This window comes from Staphylococcus pseudintermedius (genome assembly GCF_034042775.1).
Lineage (GTDB): Bacteria > Bacillota > Bacilli > Staphylococcales > Staphylococcaceae > Staphylococcus > Staphylococcus pseudintermedius.
Window position 1 is genome coordinate 1,815,389 of the sequence record NZ_CP120150.1, and the last position, 23,509, is coordinate 1,838,897.

20 protein-coding genes, 2 tRNA genes and 1 pseudogene are annotated in these 23,509 nt (G+C 37.0%); 12 read left to right on the forward strand and 11 right to left on the reverse strand.

Annotation, left to right across the window (positions count from 1 at the left end; all coding sequences use genetic code 11):
• Window positions 1-4: 4 nt before the first annotated feature.
• The 3 genes from menH to P3U61_RS08575 are packed head-to-tail and all read right to left on the reverse strand — an operon-like array spanning window position 5 to window position 3,804.
• Window positions 5-796, reverse strand: a complete 792-nt coding sequence (gene menH / locus P3U61_RS08565) for a 2-succinyl-6-hydroxy-2,4-cyclohexadiene-1-carboxylate synthase (RefSeq protein WP_063284629.1) — start codon at window positions 794-796, stop codon at window positions 5-7.
• Window positions 783-2,453, reverse strand: a complete 1,671-nt coding sequence (gene menD, locus P3U61_RS08570) for a 2-succinyl-5-enolpyruvyl-6-hydroxy-3-cyclohexene-1-carboxylic-acid synthase (RefSeq protein ID WP_014614318.1) — start codon at window positions 2,451-2,453, stop codon at window positions 783-785. Before menD ends, menH begins: the two co-directional genes overlap by 14 nt.
• A complete protein-coding gene (locus tag P3U61_RS08575; protein WP_014614319.1) occupies window positions 2,446-3,804 on the reverse strand; it encodes an isochorismate synthase in 1,359 nt (452 codons plus the stop codon). The genes menD and P3U61_RS08575 overlap by 8 nt, the downstream gene beginning before the upstream one ends.
• A gap of 173 nt (window positions 3,805-3,977) precedes the next feature.
• On the opposite strand from P3U61_RS08575, the gene P3U61_RS08580 reads away from it, so the two are divergent.
• Window positions 3,978-4,916 carry a 1,4-dihydroxy-2-naphthoate polyprenyltransferase gene (locus P3U61_RS08580; protein ID WP_014614320.1) on the forward strand — a complete coding sequence of 313 codons (939 nt, stop codon included), beginning with the start codon at window positions 3,978-3,980 and terminating at the stop codon, window positions 4,914-4,916.
• A gap of 315 nt (window positions 4,917-5,231) precedes the next feature.
• On the opposite strand, the gene P3U61_RS08585 is transcribed toward P3U61_RS08580, so the two are convergent.
• From P3U61_RS08585 to P3U61_RS08595, 3 genes are read right to left on the reverse strand one after another with little or no spacing between them, the layout of a single operon-like run.
• The gene (locus P3U61_RS08585) at window positions 5,232-5,996 is read right to left on the reverse strand and encodes an ABC transporter permease (protein WP_081248062.1); all 765 of its coding nucleotides are present in this window, start codon (window positions 5,994-5,996) and stop codon (window positions 5,232-5,234) included.
• Window positions 5,993-6,643 carry an ABC transporter ATP-binding protein gene (locus tag P3U61_RS08590; protein ID WP_014614322.1) on the reverse strand — a complete coding sequence of 217 codons (651 nt, stop codon included), beginning with the start codon at window positions 6,641-6,643 and terminating at the stop codon, window positions 5,993-5,995. Before P3U61_RS08590 ends, P3U61_RS08585 begins: the two co-directional genes overlap by 4 nt.
• Window positions 6,636-7,211, reverse strand: coding sequence for a GNAT family N-acetyltransferase (locus tag P3U61_RS08595; protein ID WP_020220256.1), 576 nt, complete (start codon window positions 7,209-7,211; stop codon window positions 6,636-6,638). The genes P3U61_RS08590 and P3U61_RS08595 overlap by 8 nt, the downstream gene beginning before the upstream one ends.
• Window positions 7,212-7,349: 138 nt before the next feature.
• On the opposite strand from P3U61_RS08595, the gene P3U61_RS08600 reads away from it, so the two are divergent.
• Window positions 7,350-7,760, forward strand: a complete 411-nt coding sequence (locus tag P3U61_RS08600) for a YolD-like family protein (RefSeq protein WP_070407591.1) — start codon at window positions 7,350-7,352, stop codon at window positions 7,758-7,760.
• Between the two features lie 146 nt (window positions 7,761-7,906).
• On the opposite strand, the gene P3U61_RS08605 is transcribed toward P3U61_RS08600, so the two are convergent.
• Both P3U61_RS08605 and P3U61_RS08610 read right to left on the reverse strand, forming a co-directional pair.
• Window positions 7,907-8,509 carry a CPBP family glutamic-type intramembrane protease gene (locus P3U61_RS08605; protein ID WP_014614327.1) on the reverse strand — a complete coding sequence of 201 codons (603 nt, stop codon included), beginning with the start codon at window positions 8,507-8,509 and terminating at the stop codon, window positions 7,907-7,909.
• Window positions 8,510-8,515: 6 nt separating this feature from the next.
• A complete protein-coding gene (locus P3U61_RS08610; protein ID WP_014614328.1) occupies window positions 8,516-8,701 on the reverse strand; it encodes a YkvS family protein in 186 nt (61 codons plus the stop codon).
• A gap of 187 nt (window positions 8,702-8,888) precedes the next feature.
• Between P3U61_RS08610 and P3U61_RS08615 the strand changes: the two genes are divergently transcribed.
• Complete coding sequence (locus P3U61_RS08615; protein WP_063284628.1) at window positions 8,889-9,881, forward strand: lipoate--protein ligase; 993 nt, start codon at window positions 8,889-8,891, stop codon at window positions 9,879-9,881.
• A 221-nt stretch (window positions 9,882-10,102) separates the two neighbouring features.
• Here P3U61_RS08615 and P3U61_RS08620 read toward each other — a convergent pair whose 3' ends face one another.
• A complete protein-coding gene (locus P3U61_RS08620) occupies window positions 10,103-10,321 on the reverse strand; it encodes an IDEAL domain-containing protein (RefSeq protein WP_014614330.1) in 219 nt (72 codons plus the stop codon).
• Window positions 10,322-10,557: 236 nt separating this feature from the next.
• Here P3U61_RS08620 and P3U61_RS08625 point away from each other — a divergent pair, with 236 nt between their 5' ends.
• The 3 genes from P3U61_RS08625 to P3U61_RS08635 all read left to right on the forward strand — a co-directional run bounded on the left by P3U61_RS08625 (window position 10,558) and on the right by P3U61_RS08635 (window position 11,552).
• Entirely contained in the window at window positions 10,558-11,175 is a 618-nt protein-coding gene (locus P3U61_RS08625) for a competence protein ComK (RefSeq protein ID WP_015728925.1), read from the forward strand.
• A gap of 212 nt (window positions 11,176-11,387) precedes the next feature.
• Window positions 11,388-11,462, forward strand: a tRNA-Asn gene (locus P3U61_RS08630).
• Between the two features lies 1 nt (window position 11,463).
• Window positions 11,464-11,552 (forward strand) — tRNA-Ser (locus tag P3U61_RS08635).
• 545 nt (window positions 11,553-12,097) lie between these two features.
• Here the strand turns inward: P3U61_RS08635 and P3U61_RS12300 are convergent.
• Window positions 12,098-12,205: pseudogene (locus P3U61_RS12300) on the reverse strand (hypothetical protein); the annotation flags it as partial.
• A 748-nt stretch (window positions 12,206-12,953) separates the two neighbouring features.
• On the opposite strand from P3U61_RS12300, the gene P3U61_RS08640 reads away from it, so the two are divergent.
• Window positions 12,954-16,880 carry an SdrD B-like domain-containing protein gene (locus P3U61_RS08640; RefSeq protein ID WP_323695687.1) on the forward strand — a complete coding sequence of 1,309 codons (3,927 nt, stop codon included), beginning with the start codon at window positions 12,954-12,956 and terminating at the stop codon, window positions 16,878-16,880.
• Window positions 16,881-16,975: 95 nt separating this feature from the next.
• Here the strand turns inward: P3U61_RS08640 and P3U61_RS08645 are convergent, their stop codons facing one another.
• A complete protein-coding gene (locus tag P3U61_RS08645) occupies window positions 16,976-18,490 on the reverse strand; it encodes a bifunctional metallophosphatase/5'-nucleotidase (protein WP_014614334.1) in 1,515 nt (504 codons plus the stop codon).
• A gap of 413 nt (window positions 18,491-18,903) precedes the next feature.
• Between P3U61_RS08645 and dltX the strand changes: the two genes are divergently transcribed.
• The 5 genes from dltX to dltD are packed head-to-tail and all read left to right on the forward strand — an operon-like array spanning window position 18,904 to window position 23,048.
• Window positions 18,904-18,972, forward strand: a complete 69-nt coding sequence (dltX, locus tag P3U61_RS12305; protein WP_394356362.1) for a teichoic acid D-Ala incorporation-associated protein DltX — start codon at window positions 18,904-18,906, stop codon at window positions 18,970-18,972.
• A gap of 19 nt (window positions 18,973-18,991) precedes the next feature.
• Window positions 18,992-20,446: a D-alanine--poly(phosphoribitol) ligase subunit DltA gene (dltA, locus tag P3U61_RS08655; RefSeq protein ID WP_014614336.1), complete on the forward strand. Its 1,455-nt coding sequence runs from the start codon at window positions 18,992-18,994 to the stop codon at window positions 20,444-20,446.
• The gene (gene dltB / locus P3U61_RS08660) at window positions 20,443-21,660 is read left to right on the forward strand and encodes a D-alanyl-lipoteichoic acid biosynthesis protein DltB (protein ID WP_037543462.1); all 1,218 of its coding nucleotides are present in this window, start codon (window positions 20,443-20,445) and stop codon (window positions 21,658-21,660) included. Before dltA ends, dltB begins: the two co-directional genes overlap by 4 nt.
• Window positions 21,661-21,672: 12 nt before the next feature.
• The gene (gene dltC, locus P3U61_RS08665) at window positions 21,673-21,909 is read left to right on the forward strand and encodes a D-alanine--poly(phosphoribitol) ligase subunit DltC (RefSeq protein ID WP_014614338.1); all 237 of its coding nucleotides are present in this window, start codon (window positions 21,673-21,675) and stop codon (window positions 21,907-21,909) included.
• Window positions 21,906-23,048, forward strand: coding sequence for a D-alanyl-lipoteichoic acid biosynthesis protein DltD (dltD, locus tag P3U61_RS08670; RefSeq protein WP_014614339.1), 1,143 nt, complete (start codon window positions 21,906-21,908; stop codon window positions 23,046-23,048). The genes dltC and dltD overlap by 4 nt, the downstream gene beginning before the upstream one ends.
• The last annotated feature ends 461 nt before the right edge of the window (window positions 23,049-23,509 follow it).

The following is a 23,509-nucleotide window of genomic DNA, read 5'->3' on the forward strand; positions in this document are numbered from 1 at the left end:
CAAGTTAACCTTTTATAAACTCTAATAGTATTGTATCAAATTTATCGCCATCTTCCACATTTACTGTATGGCCGACTTGCGATACGACTGTCAATTGTGCCTCTGAAAGCCCGTCAGACATACGTTCAGCAATATGCATAAACTTTTCATCCCATTCCCCTACGATGAGTTGCACAGGCAATTTCAAACTTGCTAATTGTGGCCATAAGTTCGGCATATGTCCTGTACCATAATCACGCAATGCTTTCGCTAATCGCTTCGGTTGTTGTGCAAGTCTCAGCTCGCGAATATGTTGGCGTGTTGTCTCCGTTAAAAAGCGTTGTGTCTGGAATAATGGCAATTTTTCCCAATCATTCACAAACACTTCAATGCTCGCAATTTCAAGGACGCGCGCCCGGGCTACATCCACTTGTTGACGTTCAAGACGTGCTTCATCATCTTCAATTCCAGGTGAGCCACTTTCTAACACGACACCTGCCAATGCATCTTGATATTGCAATGCATAAGCTAGCGCAACACGTGCCCCCATTGAATAGCCATGAAGGTATAGCGTGTAGCCTTTGAACTGTGCCAACACAGCATGTAATTGCGTACATATCCACTCAAAATCCCACACAACCTCCTCTGGTGATTGATCTTGACCGTGGCCAGGCAAATCCACACATAAGACATGCGCCGCTTGGGTCAATGGCTCAATATGAGATGAAAATGTGCGTTGATCACTGATAAAGCCGTGTAAGAGGACAATCATTTTGTTCGTTTCTGACTGTGCTGTATACCAGTTATAATGTAACATTCACAACTTCACTCAATTTCTGATATAAATTTTGATGTGCTTCGTAATTGGCTTCACGCTGCGTCACGACTTCAAATAATGTCGGTGTCATCGTCGTCAAATGACTATATTCGAACGATTGTAAGTCTTGGAAGCGTTTATAGTTAAAGTCATACAACAATGCTGCATGTTCGAAGTTCAAACCAGTCGGCGTACCAAATAACCGTTCAAAATGTTCCGGTGCCCCTTCTTTTTGTGGTAAATAAGAAAAAATACCCCCACCGTCATTGTTCAATAAGACGATGTTCATATGGATATCGTTCAGTTTCGACATTAATAGCCCGTTCATGTCATGATAAAATGCAATATCACCTATAAGTAATGTCACTTTTTGATGTACAGCCATACCGAGTGCTGTAGAAACAACACCATCAATGCCGTTCGCCCCTCTATTGGCATAAATGCGTGCTTGATGGTCAATATATAAATTATCGATATCACGAATCGGCATACTATTGCTGACAAACAACACGTCGTCAGCGCCTAATTTATCGAGTACACGACTGACATACGCCGCTTCATCATTCGCCGTTTTTTGATGTGCTTTAATCGTATGACGCGCTTGTTCTTCCATACTTTGCCATTGTCGCAGCCACATTTTTCGATAAGCAGCAGGGATATCTCCTAATGCTCTGAAAAAGTCATTGGCCGACATTTCAAAAAAGTAATCTGGATTTTTCGGGAACGCATCAATATCTGCATTGTTTTGAACTAAAATTTGTGTCGCATCTGTCGTTTTCAACCATTGATTTAACTTTTTAGAGACGACTGGTTTACCGACACGAATGACAAAATCAGCCGACAAGTTGAGTCCTGAGCGCAACAATAAATCATACGTCGTGACGACATTCGGATGTTGTGTCGCGCGAATACCATTGAGTGGGTCAGCCAATATCGGCAAGTCATATATCGTCGCGAAAGTTAAAATTTGTGAAATATCTTGATGCTGCATGTCCCCTACAACAATCAGTCCTTTAGATTGCTTCAACACTGGAAGAATCGCACTGAAGTCCATCGTTTTTTGATAGTGTGGACGTTCATAATGCAATGACGTCAACAAATCTTGACGTGACAAATCCGGTGTTAACGGTTCACGGAAAGGTAAATTGAAATGCACTGGACCTTGGTGAGGGCCATCGAAAAACTGACTCGCCTTTTGTAATTGGTATTTGTTCACAGCCAATGTATTCGGCGTGCCATCTGCAATCGGTAAATCAAATTGGAAACGCACATAGTTTTGAAACATATTGACTTGATTGATTGCTTGTGGCGCACCTACACCTCTTAATTCATGCGGTCGATCGCTTGTCAGTACAATAAGGGGCAAACGACTAATATGACTTTCAGCAATAGCAGGCACATAATTTGCAGCAGCTGTGCCAGATGTACAAAGAATTGCAACCGGACGTTGACTTCCTTTGATTAAACCTAACGCAAAAAAAGCCGCACTTCTTTCATCAGGATGGATCCACGTTTGAATATACGGATGACATTCAAACGCGAGTGCTAAAGGCGTGGAGCGTGACCCCGGACTGATCACGACTTCACGTAATCCATATGCATATAATTCTGATACAAAATGAAACACTTGCTCCGTCAAAAAACGTTGATTAGTCATGTTCACTCACCCCTAAAGCTACCATCATCGGTTTGAATTTTAATGCTGTTTCAGCGACTTCTTCTGCTGCATCCGAATCTTTTACAATGCCCGCACCTGCAAACAGTAACGCTTGCTGATGATTCATTAACATCGAGCGAATGGCCACGATAAATTCACAATCATCATACATATCGATCATACCGACTGGCGCACCATAAAGGCCACGTGCACCAAATTCATGCGCTTCAATATATTCTAATGCACGTGCTTTCGGATACCCGCCTAAAGCAGGTGTTGGATGTAAATCATCTATCAGCTCAATATATGATTTATGCGCTAATGGGCCTCCAATCTCAGTATATAAATGATATAAATGGTCATTTTTCAATACTTGTGGCTCACGATTGTAATCGGCATACTGAATAAACGGACGAATATCTTCAAGAATACTTTCAACAACGATACCATGTTCAATTAAGTTCTTTTCATTTTTTAACAACGCATTGATACGCGCCTGATCTTGGGCTTCGTTGTGTGTTCTTGGAATTGTTCCCGCAACAGCTTTCGTTGATAACATGCCATTTGTAACCTTAAATAATTGCTCGGGCGTTTGAGAAATAAAAATATCATCTTCTGACTCTAACACGAATAAATAACTATTTTTTTCATTTTTAAGTGCACGATATAACACGGCTCCGATTTCAATATCCGCATCAAATTGCACCATGCGACGACGAGAGAGCACAACCTTTTCATCATGCGCTAATTTTGCTGTCGTTTCCTCGACTAATGCTTCCCACTCATCTTTATATATATCTTCAATCCGCTTAATCTGTGGCGGTGTTGTATTTTGCACGACCACACGCGGTAAATGATTTAACTTTTCAACTAATTCATAAAATTGCTCAATCGAAAACGCTTCTTTTTGCACAGTATATGTTAAGAACGTTTCTTGATTGACTTGCGATATTAAGACTTCAGGTAAAATAAAATGATTCACACCAAAGCGACGCCATTCATCCCCCATCCGCTTAGTAGAAAATTGAAATCCACCGCAAATACGTAAATGATGGCGTTCAGAATCGGGATGGATTAATGCGATATCATCTTTAAATTTTTCCCATTCTTTAAAAATAGAACGTTTATTTGTAAAATCATTTTTTATTTTTGCTGCAACACGGTATCCAAAAAAAGAAGTTTCGTTATCATTTAACCGAAAATAAAAACGGTCCCCTGCATCTTCTTTCGACATATCGAACAACGTAATCGGATCTAATTGTTGTTCTAATTTGACTTCAACTGAGACCCATCGTTGTTTTGTTTGTTGTACCGCGTCGATGATTGCCTGTTCGCAGACATCAACACTCATCCCATACTCACTTCTTTCATCATAATCAAGTTTTATCCATTATTACATTTTAACATTTTTAAAGGCGATTGTGTGCACAAGTGTCTTTTCCATAATATTGTTATTGATTTCATTGACGAACTTTTTTATAATATCAATGTAATATAAATATTATAAAAAAGAGGTTGACTAACATGACGTCTCAATTTGAAAAACATTCAACGTTTCACAAATATTGGCAACTCATGCGTCCTCATACATTAACAGCATCTGTTGTTCCTGTTTTAGTCGGAACAGCGACTGCAAAACTTTTTTTATTAGGTAGCGAGGACCATCTCCATTTCGGTTTATTCTTAGCAATGTTGTTCGCTTGTTTGTTAATTCAAGCCGCAACGAATATGTTCAATGAATACTACGACTTCAAAAAAGGGTTAGATGACCATGAATCAGTAGGTATTGGTGGCGCCATCGTACGTAACGGGATGACACCCCAACATGTATTAAAACTTGCAATTATTTTTTATATCATTGCAGCAATACTTGGGCTTTACTTAGCGATTCAAAGTTCATTTTGGCTTATTCCTGTTGGTTTATTATGTATGGCTATTGGTTACCTCTATACAGGCGGTCCATTCCCAATCTCATGGACACCATTTGGCGAATTATTCTCAGGTGTTTTCATGGGTATGATTATTATCGTGATTGCTTTTTACATCCAAACAGGTCACCTTCAAAATTATGCATTTTGGATTAGTATTCCTATTGTGATTACAATTGGGCTCATCAACATGTCAAACAACATTCGTGACCGAGTTAAAGACAGTCAAAGTGGTAGACGTACTTTACCTATTTTATTAGGAAAACGTGGCTCACTTATCTTTTTAGCAACATTTTACGCGATTGCCTACCTTTTTGTCATTTACACTGCACTTTTCAAAGATGGTGGTTCACTGTTCTATTTACTTGTACTACTGAGTTTCCCATTACCAGTGAAAGTGTATCGTCGTTTCCAAAAGAATGATACACCGCAATCAATGATGCCGGCAATGGCTGCTTCAGGTAAAACGAATACATTATTCGGTCTACTATACGCATTAGGTATTTACATTAGTGCATTGCTTGGTGGCGTATAAGTTAAAACACTCGATAGAATCGAAGTCTTAGAATAACAAAGGCTTCGATTCTTTTTTATAGTTTTATATATATCGTACCACACTATTCGCTTACAAATGAAAATGTATTTACGAAATTTTAATATATCTCTACTTTACCATTTTTATCATTCATGTCATCCTCTATTTGCATACGTAAGATTAAAGAAACACCACGCTTTTGATATCTTCACGCACTTTGTAAAAATCGGAAAGCTCTTCTGAATGTCACGCATACTGTACCATAACAGTATGCATTTATCTCTTAAACGTCATGCCTCAAAAACGGTATATTAGCTAATTCTGAGACGCTTGTACTAATTGATGGCGCGCATTAAAAAATTGTCGATAGGTCAAATACGTCGCAACCAATGCTGAAATAATCGTCGCTGTAGTATGAATAAATACGACCATTAACTGAAACTTAATCGCTTGTATCGGTGGCACACCTGCAATAATCATGCCCGTCATCATACCTGGAATCGATACCAGGCCATACGTCTTCACAGAATCAATCGTCGGCACAATCGCGACTTTGACACTTTCTCTTATCGCTTCTTTTGCCGCCATAGCTGGACTTGCACCTAAAGAAAGTTTGGCTTCAATGATCGCTGTCTCTTTCGTAAAGATACGATTTAAATTTTGATAACTTAAATTGATCGCAATCATGCCATTACTACCGACCATCCCCGCAACAGGAATAATTTCATTCGGCTTAAAATCAATAGCACCCGTTAAAAGCACGCCACCTAAAGATAAAATTGAGCCTGTGAGTATCCCTGCTAAGGATATCCAAAACGCATGCTGCACCACTTCTGGTTTTCGCTTTTGTGTATTGGCAGCCGCGTTAACCATAATGACTAAAATGAGTAACAGTACAATCCATGTCGTTTCTAATTTAAAAACAAATTCTAGTAAATAACCAATAATCACTAATTGAATCACTGCACGTATCGCCGCAATGATTAAATCTTTAGCAATATGTAATCGCTCTTTAAACGAAACTAAAATGGGAATGAGTAGCAATAATGATGTCAATAATAGCGAAGTCGTACTCATCATGACAAACGCGCCTCCCTCGTTAACATACCATTACGAATTTCCATTTTGCGGTGAAATTGGCGTTGACTTTGTGCATCATTGTGCGTAATCCACAAAACGGACATGCCCTCTTGAACTAAATCAAACACCAATTCTTCAATTTGACGACTGCTCTTATCATCTAACGCACTCGTCGCTTCATCAAGCATCAGTATATCTGGCGTAAACATGAGCTGACGTGCAATCGTGATTCGTTGTTTTTCACCCCCGGACATATGTTGCACCTTGTCCGAAAGTTTGTATTTTTTTAAACCTACTTTTTCCAATAGCTTCTTTGCTTTAGACTTATTAAACGAAACTTGACGCACCTTTGCCGGAAAAGCTAAATTATCTTGAATCGTCTCACCAAACAATTCCACACTTTGCGGCAAATAACTAATATGCTGTCTTAATATTTCGGGTGAATAGTGTGCATAAGGTTGTCCTTTAAATTCAATATTTCCACTAGTTGGGCTCATTAAATCTGCAATCAACCTCAACAGCGTACTTTTACCACTTCCAGACGGCCCGACAATAGCCACCGCTTCACCTTTGTCGATATGACAACTGATATTGTATAAAATTTTGCGTTCACCGCTTTCGTAGCTGACATTTGTTAACTCAAGCATAAGCGTTACCCTCATTTTGGTAGATCATATAGCGGTATTCATGCCCATAAAGCACTTTTTTCATTTTTTCTTGAAATCCCAACTTACAATACAACTGATAGGCACGTTCATTTTGCTCATCACAGTTCAAGCCCCATGTCACTTCTGGATTCGATTGGAGCCGTGCTTGAATCAATTTTGTTGCAATACCTCGACCACGAAACTCAGGGAAAGTAGCAATCGTTTCAATATAAACATCTCCTCGCTCTGCCTCTAATACAGGTAATGGCGTGTCTGTTTCTAATTGAATCTTTTCGGCTAATGTTAAATTTTGCCAAGCCTGTTCGTATGCCGCTTCGTACTGGCCTGGATACGCAATCAAGATACCTGCCACTTGTCCTGCGACTTCATAAATATCTACGTGTTCAATATGATTGCGATAATGAACTTCTGTGGCGCTTTTAACAAGTGCTGCTATCACGGTTTCTTTCTCATAACGACGCACAATTTCAAGTTCCATATCTTGCCAAACGAGGTATGTTAACTCTGCAATCGCACGCGCATCTTTGGGTGTTGCTTTTCTAATCATATTTGAGTCACCTCACTCTTTACATTTTAGCCTATTTATCTGATGTTTAAAAATACCCCAACATTTCTACAAACAAATGTTCTAAAAATACTTCACAAATAAGAACGGGTGTTCTATAATCAGGTTGAGGTGATTTCCATGCATGATCATACGCTCCCTACAGCATACCAATCTGAAACAGACTATCGAAAAATTCCAAGACAATATCTTAACACTCGAATTCCTAGAGGGCGCGGCATTGTGAAATGGGCCCCTTTCGCAACATTGCCCGAACAGTTTGAAGCAATTAAACAATTCGAAGCCAATCAACTTAAAATTGACCGTCCTGACTTAAGCGAAGATCAAATCAATGAACTGAACCAAATGCTGCATTTAAAAATAGCGCACAATGCTTTTAGTAAAATTCACTATTGGCGCGCTAGACACATCCATACTATTCAAGGCTATATCGCGAGTATCGATACATTGACAAACGAATTAGTGCTCACTAATGAACGACGCACAGATCGATTAGTCATCGGATTAAACGAATTGTATGCGATTGAATAGTATCGCGTGATTGACTTTATTTTATCTTATACCCTGATTTGAAAAAAGATGTCATCATTTGATTCAAAAAGATGTATTGGCTATGCTTTTTATCACAAAAAAACACAGCAAACATTGCACGAATAACAACATTTACTGTGTAAGGTTTAACCATGAAAAATCAATAAAATGACGACCGCTACAATTTGAGCGACTGTTGTGGTGATAATTCGGCGTGTGTACATATAACTAAAACCGAGTAACAATTGGCAAACAAAAATGAATGTCACAATCCACCATTGATCTAAATAGATAAAAAATGAACCTGAAGCTAAAGCACCGATTATTATAGCGAGCCACGGTTTTGAAGTCATACGCACGATGCCTTTTTGTAAAATGGTACGCATATATAATTCATGACATGGCATTACAAATAATAGCGTCACTAAAATTTGCCATTTAAAATAAACACCTGTTCGTGATAATTGTTTAATTAACGAAGCATACGTCAGTTCTGAAGTGATCCATGAGAAAATGACTTGTATCAGTACAAGCGCAACACCAGTCGCTAACCCTATGGCAATGGATGTTAATAATCGTTTGGAGGCAAAATCTCTTTGATAAAAGACATAACTAATGCCTGCGATTAACATAATTCCTGTATAGAGTTGCCAATATACACCATGCTCACCCCACAACAACATTAAAATAATGTGGAAAGCAATAAAGCTCAGTATAAACCAAAGTAGCGGTTTGTTGATCTTTTTCATATACGTTTATCCTTTTTGTTCAATAATTTTATATCTCTTATGATTAATCACTGTTTTTTCAGGCAAATCTAACTCGCTGAAATTTTCCATGATCGTTAAATCAACAATGACAGAGTTATCATTGATTTTTTCAACTTTTCCTCGTATCCCATCATAGAATTCTACGATATCTCCTACTTCTGCAATTGTCATCTTTCTGTCCCCCTTAGAAATTTACTAGCATATATTGTACTAAAATTTACATTTTAAATAAACAATTTACGTCAATTGTCAGAAATTATTTACATTCAGGGTCTTTTTAAGATAAATGATTGGAAAAATCGAATTAAATCATGCATAACATAAGTAAGGGCATATTGGGGGAAAGGAGTGTTTATGAGTGAAGTTTATTAATAATCAAAACCATACTGATCCAACATTAAACTTAGCAATGGAAGAGTACGTATTAAAAACCGTACCTATGGATGACGACGATAGTTATTTTCTATTTTACATTAACAGACCGTCCATCATTGTGGGAAAAAACCAAAATACGATTGAAGAAGTACATCAACCTTACATCGAAACACATGTGATTGATGTCGTACGCCGTATTTCTGGGGGTGGCGCAGTGTATCATGATTTCGGTAATTTAAATTTCAGCTTTATTACTAAAGATGATGGCGATAGTTTTCATAACTTCAAAAAATTCACACAGCCGATTGTTGAAGTGCTCAACGATTTAGGTGTAAAGGCTGAACTCACAGGCCGCAATGACATTCAAGTTGGTCAAGCTAAAATCTCTGGTAATGCGATGGTCAAAGTCAAAGACCGTATGTTTAGTCATGGGACACTTATGTTGAACAGTGATTTAGATGAAGTGCAAAATGCATTGCGTGTCAATCCTGCAAAAATTCAATCAAAAGGCGTCAAATCTGTCCGCAAACGTGTCGCTAACATTCAAGAATTTATAGATGAGCCGCTTGATATTGAAACATTCAAAGCCATTATACTCAAAAAATTGTTCGGTGAAGCAGAAGTCGAATCTTATACTTTGACAGAGGAAGATTGGAAAAATATTGAAAAGTTAAGCAACGAAAAATATCGCACGTGGGACTGGAATTACGGTAAAAATCCAAAATATAACTTTGAACGCGAGCATAAATTTGAAAAGGGTTTTGTTCAAATTAAACTTGATGTCAAAAAAGGTCGTATTGCGCATGCTAAAATTTTCGGGGACTTTTTCGGTGAAGGTGATGTAGCTGAACTTGAAAATGCACTGACAGACATTTTACACCAAAGAGCAGCCATTCAAGAAGCGCTCAAAGATTACGATCTTTATCATTATTTTGGCGACATTCCTCGTGATGACCTCATTGACATGATGGTTTAATACATGTAGATCACACTGTTATTAATCATATTGTATATTAACTTCATCTGATTCCGAGTCAAATGTGGCATATTTCACTTCCGTTAAAAGTGTAAATATTCTCTTATTGGTTGATTTCTGGATATAAGATGGTTAAAAATTGAACATATCGACGTAAAAACAGGACTACCTCATACATGACGGATAGTCCTGTTTAATTTGAAGATGTGGATGCACTTTGACTACTCACCGTTGACTGCCTCCAACTCTAAATATTCATCAGTATACTTTAGAAATGCTTGTTCATTTTTATTAACCAATGCTTCATCAATTAAATGCTGCAATTTTTGCTTCCTTTGATTCTTCAATGCATGTGCAATCACAAGTTCAACGCCCAGCTGATTAATCGTACGTACCGGGTCAGCAACCATTTGTTTCTTTACATCAGTTTGATTTTTCATGTTGAGTCACTCCTTTGTGTTAAATGCATAGTATTAAGTTATTTAATAGTATAACGAAACATGTCGCAAAACGCAACGAATTTTCTGAATTTTTAAAGTAATTAAGTCAAATTTTTATCTGCTTTTTGTAATATTATCCATATATTTACAAAACGGCATTGACTTAGTTCAGAATATTCATATAATAAGAATTAGACAGAGAGACCCGACACCTTAAGAGATAGGAGGGTTCTATTATGGACCAAAAATCCAACATCATGTATGCAATTAGTAAGGGAGATATGTTTTTGAGACCAGTAGATGGTCCTGATGGTGCACTCACGAGTACGGAAATCTATAGATATGATGGTGATCATTTTATTATTCACGATCGTGCCCAACGTATTATTGAGCGCAGTTGTAGACATTACGGTGAATCGTACTCAGGAAGAAAAGCACAAGCTAAACGTATCGCCAATATCTCTAACAAGACACCCATATTGCTCACTCCAATTTATCAAACCTACTTTTTCCCCACTCACTCGGATAGGGTTCCTGAAAATAGTTGGCTGAACATGCATTACGTAGTCAAACTTAAACCATTAAAAGGCGCCCGTTGTAAAGTCACTTTTGCCAATGATTTAACTGTCACACTGCCTATTTCGCATCATAGTGTTAAACATCAATTTTTGAATTGTGTTTATTTTGCTTATTTAGTAGGAAGGTCTAATCAAGTACAAACACATAATCCTGAAAAACCTATTGATTATGACCAACAACCTTTTAATATTTTTGAAGCACTATCGCAATATGCTTTATTAGAAAATGCAAAAAGAGAATTAGAAGAAAAGAAGAAAAAAACGACTTACCTGTAGCTATGTTATTTTGAATTTTGTATTGAATAAATTATGATTGTATGACTTGCGAGAAAACGCAACATGTTTCATCTAGACTATTTATTCAACAAAGTGTAAAGTTAGCGGAATTTATATACGCATAGTGTAAATGTTCCGTTAACTTTTTTGTTATTAACCCTTGATTTCTCCAATGATGTTGATATAATAATATTTGTGATTGAAAAAGTTATTCCACAGTAGCTCAGTGGTAGAGCTATCGGCTGTTAACCGATCGGTCGTAGGTTCGAGTCCTACCTGTGGAGCCATGGAAACGTACTCAAGTTGGCTGAAGAGGCGCCCCTGCTAAGGGTGTAGGTCGCGAAAGCGGCGCGAGGGTTCGAATCCCTCCGTTTCCGCTAGATAGAGAACAATAGTTAATATTTGTTTTCTTAAAACTGACAAGAACGCTGTTACGACGGCGTTCTTTTTATTTTTGTTTAGCATTCACTAATATCTGTTTTAAAATAAGCGGTCAAGTTGTGGTCAAATAAATCACATTTTTACTTTTTAGCTCTTTCATTGACCAAATTTTGACCAAATCAACTTTCGAACAGTCAATAAACACCCCACCTATTGCAGGCGGAGTTAGTTTATTCGTTTTCTTTTTCTAGTTGTGGTACCTGATAAATTATTTTTTGAAAGTGTTTTTTCTCTTTTTCAAATCTACATACAAAGAAACTGATCCACAGAATAATACAGCTAAAGGCATTAAGCATAAGTAAATATCAAACCCCTTATACATAAAAACAAAGAAAAAAATTATGCTTGCTATAACTATAAAAACATTAAACATTATTGAAAAGAAATTTTTATTCAAAATTACATCCCCTTCACCTTTTTTTCGAATTAATTAAATTATCCATTTCTTTAGGATTACTTTTTTCTTTCTCAATAAGTAATCCTATGATATCCATATCGTAATACTTAGAAAGCTTAAACAAATTATCCAAATCAGACAAAGTTTTTTGTTTTCCCAATTGTTGATGCTTTGTATCGAAACTTCTAACTCTTTTGAAACCTTCTCTTGAGTTAAACCTTTATCTTTTAGATGTACATCTTAAAAGGTGGACTAAAATCCGACTTTTATTATATGTTTTTATTAGGTAAATATTATAGATTGGACGTTACGTTAAAAATCGTTCAAGCATATTTGAATAATAACTTAAGTTCTAAAATCTCCCCCAAAATATAGCGTATCGGATAGTTCAATAATTAATAAATGACACAAACAATATTTGAAGTTCGAGTCAACTAGATGAGATGAAAAATTACAAAAAGGGGAGATACTAGATGTTTTTATAAAGTATCTTTTTAAAATTTAGATAAGAATATCTATTGTCTAATCATGAAAAAACCAGTCATTTTAAAATTTCTATCTTTTTTAAATTTTCGTAGCTAAAAACAATCCATAAAATCTTCTCCAAATATCTCAATATTTTAAAGTCAACTATCATTGGAGCTCGAATGTTAGAAAGTACTATAATGCCATGTTTACTTCTGTAATATATCATTAATCAAAAACGGTTAAATTCCAAACAACCTCTATGCTATTCAATCTTATTGATAGAAGTATTATATAATTATTTCCACTTATAAAAATAGAAATTTTATATAAGTGGAAAATTTTAGTTTTAGAATTCCATTATTAATTAAAATTTTTAATTGCTTTTGTTGTTTTAAACAATTGGTTATGATAGAATTCAAACACAATCGATTATAATTTAAATCGACAAAAGTTAAATGGAGATGATATTTAAATGAAACACATGAACTCGAAAAGTAACCGAACGCTCTCTCGCTTTTCAATTCGAAAATGCTCTGTGGGGACAGCATCGTTTTTAATTGGAACTGTTGCGTTTTTCGGAATACATCACGAGGCTTTCGCAGCTGAAAACTCAACAACTCCCGTCACTGTAGCGCAATTACAAGACCAAGGCGATACCAATGAAGTGTCGACAGAAAAACAAGATGATACACAAGCAAAAGCGAATGCACTTTCTACAGATAATTCAACACCTACAACAGAACAATCAAAAAGTGATACCGAACCAACGCAAAATCAAGAAGTGAATGAAAAAGAAGCAACACAAGTTGAGCAAACTCCAGATAATGCATCATCAGAATTTAAAGACAGTGCAGCACAAGATGAAACAACATCGAAAGACGCTGACATTGCTCAAACAAAAGAAGCAAAAAATGAAGCATTGCAAAGTGACTCATCAGCAAACCTATCAAATCAAGAAGCAGAAAAAGAAAACACAACTAACAGTGAATCTCAAGTAAATGAACAACCTAAAGCAGATACAACTTCTGATTCACAAGTTTCAAATACACCTCAACAAGATCCTACATCGACAGTACCTTCACCAGAAACATCAGAAGACAATCGACCTTCAACAGAATTAAAAAATAGTGAAACAACTGCTTCTCAAACAACTTTAAACGAACAACCTACTGAATCAACATCCAATCAAACTAAAACGACAAAAGCACCAACAAATACAACAGTCGCAAACAAAAAAGCACCTACACAATTAAAAGACATTAAAGGTACAACTCAACTTCGCGCAGTCAGTGCAAGTCAACCTACTGCTGTTGCAGCTGGTGGGACAAACGTAAATGACAAAGTAACAGCATCAAATATGAAAATAACTGAATCTTATATCGAGCCAAACAACTCAGGAAACTTTTATTTAAAAAGTAACTTTAACGTAAACGGGACTGTTAAAGAAGGTGACTACTTTACTGTAAAAATGCCTGACACTGTCAATACTTTTGGTGACACGCGCCATTCACCTGACTTTAGAGAAAAAATTACAAATCAAAAAGGTGAAGTTGTGGCTTTAGGTGAATATGATGTTGCCAACCATACTATGACATACACGTTCACTAATGTCGTTAATAATTTAGAAAATGTGTCCGGTTCGTTTAACTTGACTCAATTTATGGATCGTAAAGTGGCAACAGATTCTCAAAAATATCCATTAAAATACGACATTGCAGGCGAACCTTTAGAAACATCAATCACTGTAAACTACGGTCAATATTACAGTGAAGGTGATTCTAACTTAAAATCAATGATTACTTCAGAAGATCCTAAAACTGGGGACTATGACCAATACATTTATGTTAACCCTTTACGAAAAACGGCGAACGGTACAGTTGTAAGAGTTCAAGGGTTCCAAGTTGATCCAACTAAGAGTAATGGGCAAGTGAAACCAGATACAACGCAGATCAAGATTTTAAAAGTTGCTGATGGTCAACCACTTAATAGTAGTTTCGGTGTGAATGACAGTGAATATGAAGATGTCACAAAACAATTTAATATTGTTTATCGTGATAATAATTTGGCAGATATTTACTTTGGCAACTTAAATGGGCAACGCTATATCGTTAAAGTGACGAGCAAAGAAAATTTGGATTCTAAAGAGGATTTAAACTTGCGTGCTATTATGGCCACTCAAAACCGATATGGTCAATATAACTATATTACTTGGGATAACGATATTGTGAAAAGCTCTTCTGGTGGTACAGCCGACGGAAATGAAGCATCATATCAATTAGGCGACAAAGTTTGGAATGATGTGAATAAAAATGGTATCCAAGATCAAGGTGAAACTGGTATTGCTGATGTAAAGGTTACTTTAAAAGATCTTGATGGCAACATTTTGGATACAACTTATACAAACACGAATGGTAAATATATCTTTGATAATTTAAAAAATGGTAATTATCAAGTGGATTTTGAAACACCGGAAGGCTATGCTGCAAGTCCATCCAACCAAGGTAATGACGCCCTTGACTCTGATGGTCCTACAAATGCACAAGCTGTCATTAGTGATGGGAACAACTTAACTGTCGACCAAGGTTTTTACCAAACTGAAACACCAACACACAACGTCGGCGACAAAGTTTGGGAAGACTTAAATAAAGATGGCATCCAAGACCAAAACGAACCAGGTATCGCTAACGTTAAGGTCACTTTAAAAGACGCGGATGGTAACGTTGTGGATACACGTACAACTGATGATAAAGGGAATTACTTATTCGAAAAAGTTAAAGAAGGCGAATATACAATTGAATTTGAAACGCCTGAAGGTTATACACCGACACAAACAGGCCAAGGCAGAGTCAGCACTGACTCTAATGGGACATCTTCCCTTATTTTAGTCGAAGGTAACGATGACTTAACAATCGATAGCGGTTTCTACAAAGAACCTGTTACACACAAAGTTGGCGACAAGGTTTGGGATGACTTAAATAAAGACGGTATCCAAGATGACAATGAACCAGGCATCTCTAACGTTAAAGTCACTTTAAAAGATGCGGATGGTAACGTCGTAGATACACGTACAACTGATGCTAACGGTAACTATTTATTTGAAAACGTGAAAGAAGGCGACTATACGATTGAATTTGAAACGCCTGAAGGTTACACACCGACTGTTACAGGTCAAGGTACAGCTGATAATGACTCTAACGGTACATCTACAAAAGTTACAGTTAAAGATGGCGATGACTTAACAATTGACAGTGGTTTCACTCAAGTTACACCTGAGCCACCGACACATAATGTTGGCGACAAGGTTTGGGATGACTTAAATAAAGACGGTATCCAAGATGACAATGAACCAGGCATCTCTAACGTTAAAGTCACTTTAAAAGATGCGGATGGTAACGTCGTAGATACACGTACAACTGATGCTAACGGTAACTATTTATTTGAAAACGTGAAAGAAGGCGACTATACGATTGAATTTGAAACGCCTGAAGGTTACACACCGACTGTTACAGGTCAAGGTACATCTGATAATGACTCTAACGGTACATCTACAAAAGTTACAGTTAAAGATGGCGATGACTTAACAATTGACAGTGGTTTCACTCAAGTTACACCTGAGCCACCGACACATAATGTTGGCGACAAAGTTTGGGATGACTTAAATAAAGACGGTATCCAAGATGACAATGAACCAGGCATCTCTGACGTTAAAGTCACTTTAAAAGATGCGGATGGTAACGTCGTAGATACACGTACAACTGATGCTAACGGTAACTATTTATTTGAAAACGTGAAAGAAGGCGACTATACGATTGAATTTGAAACGCCTGAAGGTTACACACCGACTGTTACAGGTCAAGGTACAGCTGATAATGACTCTAACGGTACATCTACAAAAGTTACAGTTAAAGATGGCGATGACTTAACAATTGACAGTGGTTTCACTCAAGTTACACCTGAGCCACCGACTGAACCTGAAAACCCTAGTCCAGAGCAACCTTCTGAACCGGGTCAACCTGAAAATCCTAGTCCAGAGCAACCTTCTGAACCAGGTCAACCTGAAAATCCTAGTCCAGAGCAACCTTCTGAACCAGGTCAACCTGAAAATCCTAGTCCAGAACAACCTTCTGAGCCGGGTCAACCTGAAAATCCTAGTCCAGAACAGCCAAATAATCCAAGTGTGCCAGGTGTTCAAAATCCTGAGAAACCAAGCTTAACTCCAGTCACACAACCGGTTCATTCAAACGGCAATAAAGCAAAACCATCTCAACAACAAAAAGCTTTACCTGAAACAGGTGAAACTGAATCACATCAAGGTACATTATTCGGTGGTATTTTAGCTGCTTTAGGCGCATTACTCTTTGCACGTAAAAAACGCCACGATAAAAAACAATCACACTAAGCTCAACTTATGATTTAAATGTGATGCACACAAAGACCCATGTCGCATTTCTTTATGAAATGCTAGACATGGGTCTTTTTTAATCTCATATTCGATTACAATGATAGTCCACTTACGATATGCATATTTTGCGGTACTAGTTGTCTCTCTTGTTCTGCTTGAATTTCTCGAACGAGCAACTCTGGCATTGTGCTTGGAAATGTTTGATGTACGACCGCTTCACTTAACAGATGACGATAATGGCGATAAATATAATCCGTCGTCACGACACGGTAACAATAATCTTCTCGCAATTCAAAATCCGTAACACGCGCATTTAAAGGCTTCGACATATCTACAGTATATGTAAAACCTGACCAGAATAAAAAGTGTGTCGGGTCTGTATCTTTCAACGTCCACTGCCCTTTTTCTAATTCAAGATGACTTACACTTTCTTCAATTAAACGTTTAATTTCACTCCCTTTTAATGTAAGATCAATCGGTTTGTCGGGATGCGGATACGAATTATAAACATCTTCATTTTTCAAACGCCCTTTTAAGCCTTTCGTATTCGGTAAAGGCAGATGTACACATGTTAATGGGATTTCCGTTTCATGGTTCAAACTTTGATGTAACAATTGAATGTATGGATGGGGTTGGATTAACAACTCATGAAACGTATCAAATTGCATATCGACTTCATGCGCGATAATATATTCGTTTTTCCAATTCCGTATCGCTTTTCGATCGTAATACGTTAAGTTCAATAAACGTTCATCTTCCTCATAATCCGTCAATGTGACAATCTTTGGCTGCATCTCTAACAATTCAAAAGAGTTACGTCGTTTTTTAAATTTCGCATTAACATGAATGACATTTTCAGCATTTTGACCTGCTTGAACATACAGTGTCATACCATCATTTTCGATAATCGTTTCGTGTTGATGCCCAGTAATCATGAGATCAATTATCCCAGCCTGCCTCATAATTTCTTCCGCTCGATTTTCAAATTGCGACTTAGCATCATGACTCAACTTCGACAAACCCCCATGATACAACACAATAAGAAAATCAGGTTCAATCGTTTCATAAATATAGCGAATCCAACGTTGTGCCGCATAGGTCGCACTTTCGACAATCACTTCCGGTTCCATTTCTACATTTTCATTTTTCATTAGCCCTTCTGAAGAAACCCCCATCACGACTAATTTTAACCCATCAATATCTTTCACTGTATAAGGCGTAGAAAAATACGGTTCATGGGTGACAGCATATTCTACATTCGCCGATAGCCATGGGAAACGTGATAACGCAACAGAACGATTAAAAAAGTCTAAACCATATTTGAATTCATTTTCGCTCATGCCACTCGCATCATAGTTCATCGCATTCATTAACTTAATCATCGGATGTCTTTTGTATGGTGCAATAATGGCGTAATAAAAAGCTGTCACACTGCCTGCTAAATTACCACCGTTGTCCACTAATACGACATGCTGATGTTGCTGTCTTACTTCATTAATATATGTCCCTGCTCGATATATATTAGAACGTTCAGTTTCATTGAGTATATGGCTATGCATATCAGAAGTCGCTATAATTTGTATATTTATTTCATCATGCTCACTCATTGCTTTCACCCCAAATCTCAATATTCATCTCGTATTCTACCATATCTCGACATCCACCCACTATTATTACTCCTTTGCACAGACATTAATGGATATGAATTCAATTTAAAAAAATTAAGCATAACTAAGAATCTTTTGTTTCAAACACTATCCAATAACAATATTTAATTAAAATATAACATTGTACTTTTATTACTGAATCATACAACTCTAGACCTATTTTCTTGTAATTTTAACCTTTTTTTCAAGAAATGGATTGACTTTCATAAAGTATTAAATTACATTAACTTTATCTGGGTTAAATGAGATAGTTTAACCTTCATGTCATATTATGCAGAAGGTGAAAATTTATTATGAAATTAAATCAATTGCCTCTTAAAACAGTCGCATTAACATTGCTTTATTTTGCTATCATGCTGACTTTGTATTTTATTTACGGTAATGGTGATACACAAAATACTTTTATCTACAACGATTTTTAATCATTAAAGGAGCCGACACATGAAAGATGTTTTAACAATGATTTCACAGCACAGTCAAACCCAGCCGGACCGAGTTGCCGTACAACATCAGAGTGAATCATTAACTTATCTAGAGTTAGAAAGTTATTCCTCACGCTTAGCATCACAACTGCTTACAAGCGACAACCCTGTTATAGTTTATGGCCACATGTCTCCATTTATGGTAGTGGGTATGATTGGTGCTCTTAAAGCCGGATGCGGTTATGTTCCAATTGATCAATCTATACCTACAAACCGTATCCAACATATTATAGAAAAAGTTTCACCACAATTTTTAATTAACACGACAGATACACCGCTTAATTATGAAGGTGTGACAGAGATTACTATTCAAGGTATTCAATCATTCGAGACTGTATCATCATTGCCTTTAATGCAAAATGATGGTATTGCTTACACGATTTTTACATCGGGCTCAACAGGTCTTCCTAAAGGTGTGAAAATTTATTACGAGAGCTTAGTAGAGTTCGCAAATTGGGTGGACTTATTGAACCAATATCACACGAAAGATGTTTGGTTAAACCAAGCGCCATTCTCATTTGATTTATCAGTTATGGCGATTTATCCGTGTCTCATTTCAGGCGGTACACTATTGTTAGTCAACAAAGAAATGATTGCAGCACCTAAAAAATTGTATGAGCTGTTCCAAAACGAAAAAATTAATGTTTGGGTGTCTACCCCATCATTTATGGAAATTTGCTTAATGTTACCAAATGTCAATGAAGCAGGTATGCCACATTTACGTACGTTCTTATTCTGTGGTGAAGTGTTAGGTCACCATACAGCGCAAACATTGTTAAACAAGTTTCCACAATCTTATTTATACAATACGTACGGCCCTACAGAAGCGACTGTTGCGATTACAAGTATTCGAGTGACGCAATCAGTACTTGATAGCCATAAGTACGTTCCTGTGGGCTTACCAAGAAAAGGGACGACATTAAATGTGACTGAAGAAGGAGAGCTCATTATTACTGGAAATTCAGTAAGTGCAGGTTATTTAAAAGACCCTGAAAAAACAGAGAAAGCCTTTTTCAAAGATGGTGAACAACGCGCATACTATTCAGGTGACAAAGCAGTATTTGAAGATGGCTTGTGGTTTATTAAAGGCCGCATTGATAACCAAATCAAATACAACGGCTATCGTATGGAACTTGAAGAAATTGAAGCTAAAATGAACGCATTGCCATTTGTGAATACATCATTGGTTGTACCAATTTATAAAAAAGACAAAATCGCCTACTTGAAAGGTGTCGTAAAGTTAAATTCAGAAGACATCGATCCGGCAGACGTACCAAAAGAAATGAAGCAACGTCTTAAAGCTGAGTTACCTGATTATATGATTCCTAAAAAAATCGAAATTGCTGAAGAGATGCCATTGACTAACAATGGTAAACTCGACCGCAAACGAATTAACGAGGTATATCAATCATGATCCCATACAGTAGCTTTCACTTTTTTGCGATTGCGCTCATTGTGTTGTTACCTGTGATCATACTGGGGTTGTTAGGCAAAAGATCTAAAGCTTACAACTTAATCAGTACATTGATTATGATTGTCGTCATATTTGCAGACGATCAACACAACTTTTTCGGTATCAAGTATTTAAGTTATCATTTATTGAGCCTTGTTTTATACATTATTTGGCAAGCGCTCATTATTAAGGGGTTCGAGCGTCTTAGAGCAAACAAGCGCTCCACACCGCTTTACATTACGACGATGATTCTGTCTATCCTGCCACTCTTTATGGTCAAACTCCTACAAAGTTCATGGCTAGGTTCGGGACAACTTCATTTGCACAGCTCAAAAATCGTGGAACTGTTCGGTTTCCTCGGTATTTCGTACATTATGTTCAAAAGCGTTCAATTAATCATGGAAATTCATGACGGCACATTAAAGCAAACTGTAGATTTGAAGAAGCTCGTACAATTCATTACGTTCTTCCCTACGATCTCTTCAGGTCCAATTGATCGCTATCGTCGTTTTGTAAAAGATTACGATAAAGAAATCGCTATGGACAAATATTCACAACTCCTTGGTAAAGCGATTCATTACATTATGATAGGTTTACTTTACAAATATATTATTGCGCATTTCGTCCAACAGTATTTTGTGACACCTTATACAGGTCACCTCGAGTCGTTTGGCGATTACGTGATATACATGTATGGCTATAGTTTCTACCTGTTCTTTGACTTTGCAGGTTACAGCTTATTCGCCATTGCATTGAGTTACTTGTATGGTATTGAAACACCGATCAACTTTAACCAACCATTTAGAGCAAAAAATATTAAAGATTTCTGGAACAGATGGCACATGAGTCTATCGTTCTGGTTCCGTGATTGTATTTACATGCGTTTTATTTTCTTTATGACTAAGAAAAAATACATTAAATCAAATTTCCATGTGTCTAACCTTGCCTTCTTACTTAACTTCGGTATTATGGGACTTTGGCACGGTTTTGAATGGTTTTATGTGGCGTATGGTTTATATCACGCATTGTTATTCTTTTTGTATAATCACTATGAAAAATGGCGTAAAAAGCGTTTCGGTAAGTGGGATCATCCAGTGATTAACGCACTGAGCATCGTTATCACTTTCCACTGTGTCGCTTTTGGCTTTTTAATCTTTTCAGGACAATTAATTTAAGGAGAGAGTTTTATGGAATTTAATGAAAAAGTTTTAGATATAATTGCAGAAGTTGCCGACGATGATATTGTGAAATCAAATCCAGATATTCATATTTTTGATGAAGGGATTATGGATTCAATGCAATCTGTACAATTATTAGTAGCGTTTCAAGACGAACTTGATATAGAAGTACCAATTATGGACTTTAATAGAGAAGATTGGGGTACGCCAAATCAAATCATTAACGAATTGGCAAAATTACGATGAAGCTAAAACAACCTTACATCATTGCTTTTTTGGCGAGTATTCTATTATTCGGTATTTTTATCATATTGCCGGCTAAATGGTTTGTGCCACCACATATCGCAAACCAACTTCCTAAGTATCAAGTGTCAACAGATAGTGATATGTTAAAAGGCCAGTATGTACAAGAAGCTATGATTAAGGACCCTCATTACTACCCAGTTTATGGTTCAAGTGAGCTGAATAAAGAAGATCCATTTCAACCTGCCATCTTGTTAAAGGGGCACACGAAAAATCTCTTTTATGTGGGCACTGGGGGTTCCACGGATTTAATTCAGTTGATGACGTTAGGTGCACAGTATGACCATTTAAAAAATAAAAAAATGACGGTCATCATATCACCACAATGGTTTACGAGACATGGCTTAACTGAAGAGAATTACCAAGGTCGTGCTTCTCAGTTACAAATTAATAGTATATTCAATAACCCAAATATTTCTAACGATATTAAAACACGCTTAGCCAAACGTTTATTGCATTTTAAAGACAATAAGCAGAACGACTTTTTAAAACATTTTGCAAAGTCACATGAAGCAGATGGGCATTTCTTAAACCCCCTTTATGCGAATCATCTTGCGAAAATGGAAGCATTAAAGAGCTATTTACCGTTCCATCATCAAGGTAAATTGCCGAGACTGTTCGATAAAAGTCAAAAGCAACCATTGAATTGGAAAGCATTAGACAAAGAAGCACATCAATATGGGGCGCATCACAGTCAGTCTAACCCTTACCAAATCAAGGATGCGTATTGGAAAAAATTAAAGCATAAAAAGTCTGTGAGCCGTGACCACGAGTTCCGCTTAAAATCTGTTGAGTATGATGATTTATCACTTTTAGTTGATACACTCAATGCAGCAGGTGCGGATGTGCAGTACGTGTTAATCCCAGTTAATGGCAAGTGGTACGACCACATTGATCTTCCGCGTGACAGACGTACAGCGGTCAATGAGAAAATCGTCAAAACGATTGAAGATCACCACGGTCATGTTGTAGATTTATCACATCACGACTATGAACCTTATTACATGAGTGATGCTGTCCACATTGGATGGCGCGGTTGGGTTGAAGTGACGCAACATATTAAACAACACATCGACCAATAAATTGAATAACACATTAAAGAAAGCCATAACCTGTCAATTCTCAAAACAGGTTATGGCTTTCTTTACTTGGTTGATACACTTCTCTTTTCAGTTTATTGACTGTTGCATTGAGCATTGTGTCTTCGTAACTTTATCTTACAAAAAATTGATGCTATTGATTTCTTGATTTCATCAACTTGCCCTCAGTTCCCTGTATTTGATATAAGATTGCCTATACGGCTGAGACTCCTGAGAGGAGGCGTGCATACTGCTAGCAGTCACTTCTTTACTTTAAAAGTGGCTACCGTTTAACGCAGTAGCTGTCTGACTTCTCAATGCACATGCTTTTGAGAAGTCTAGTCAGCCTTGCGGGGGCAGTACAACGAAATCTTTGTTACACGTGAGATTTCTGTACTGCTCCCAAAATCCAATGCGGCTTCCATCTCTTGTATGCTCCAATCAAGCCGAATTGAGTTGAAGAA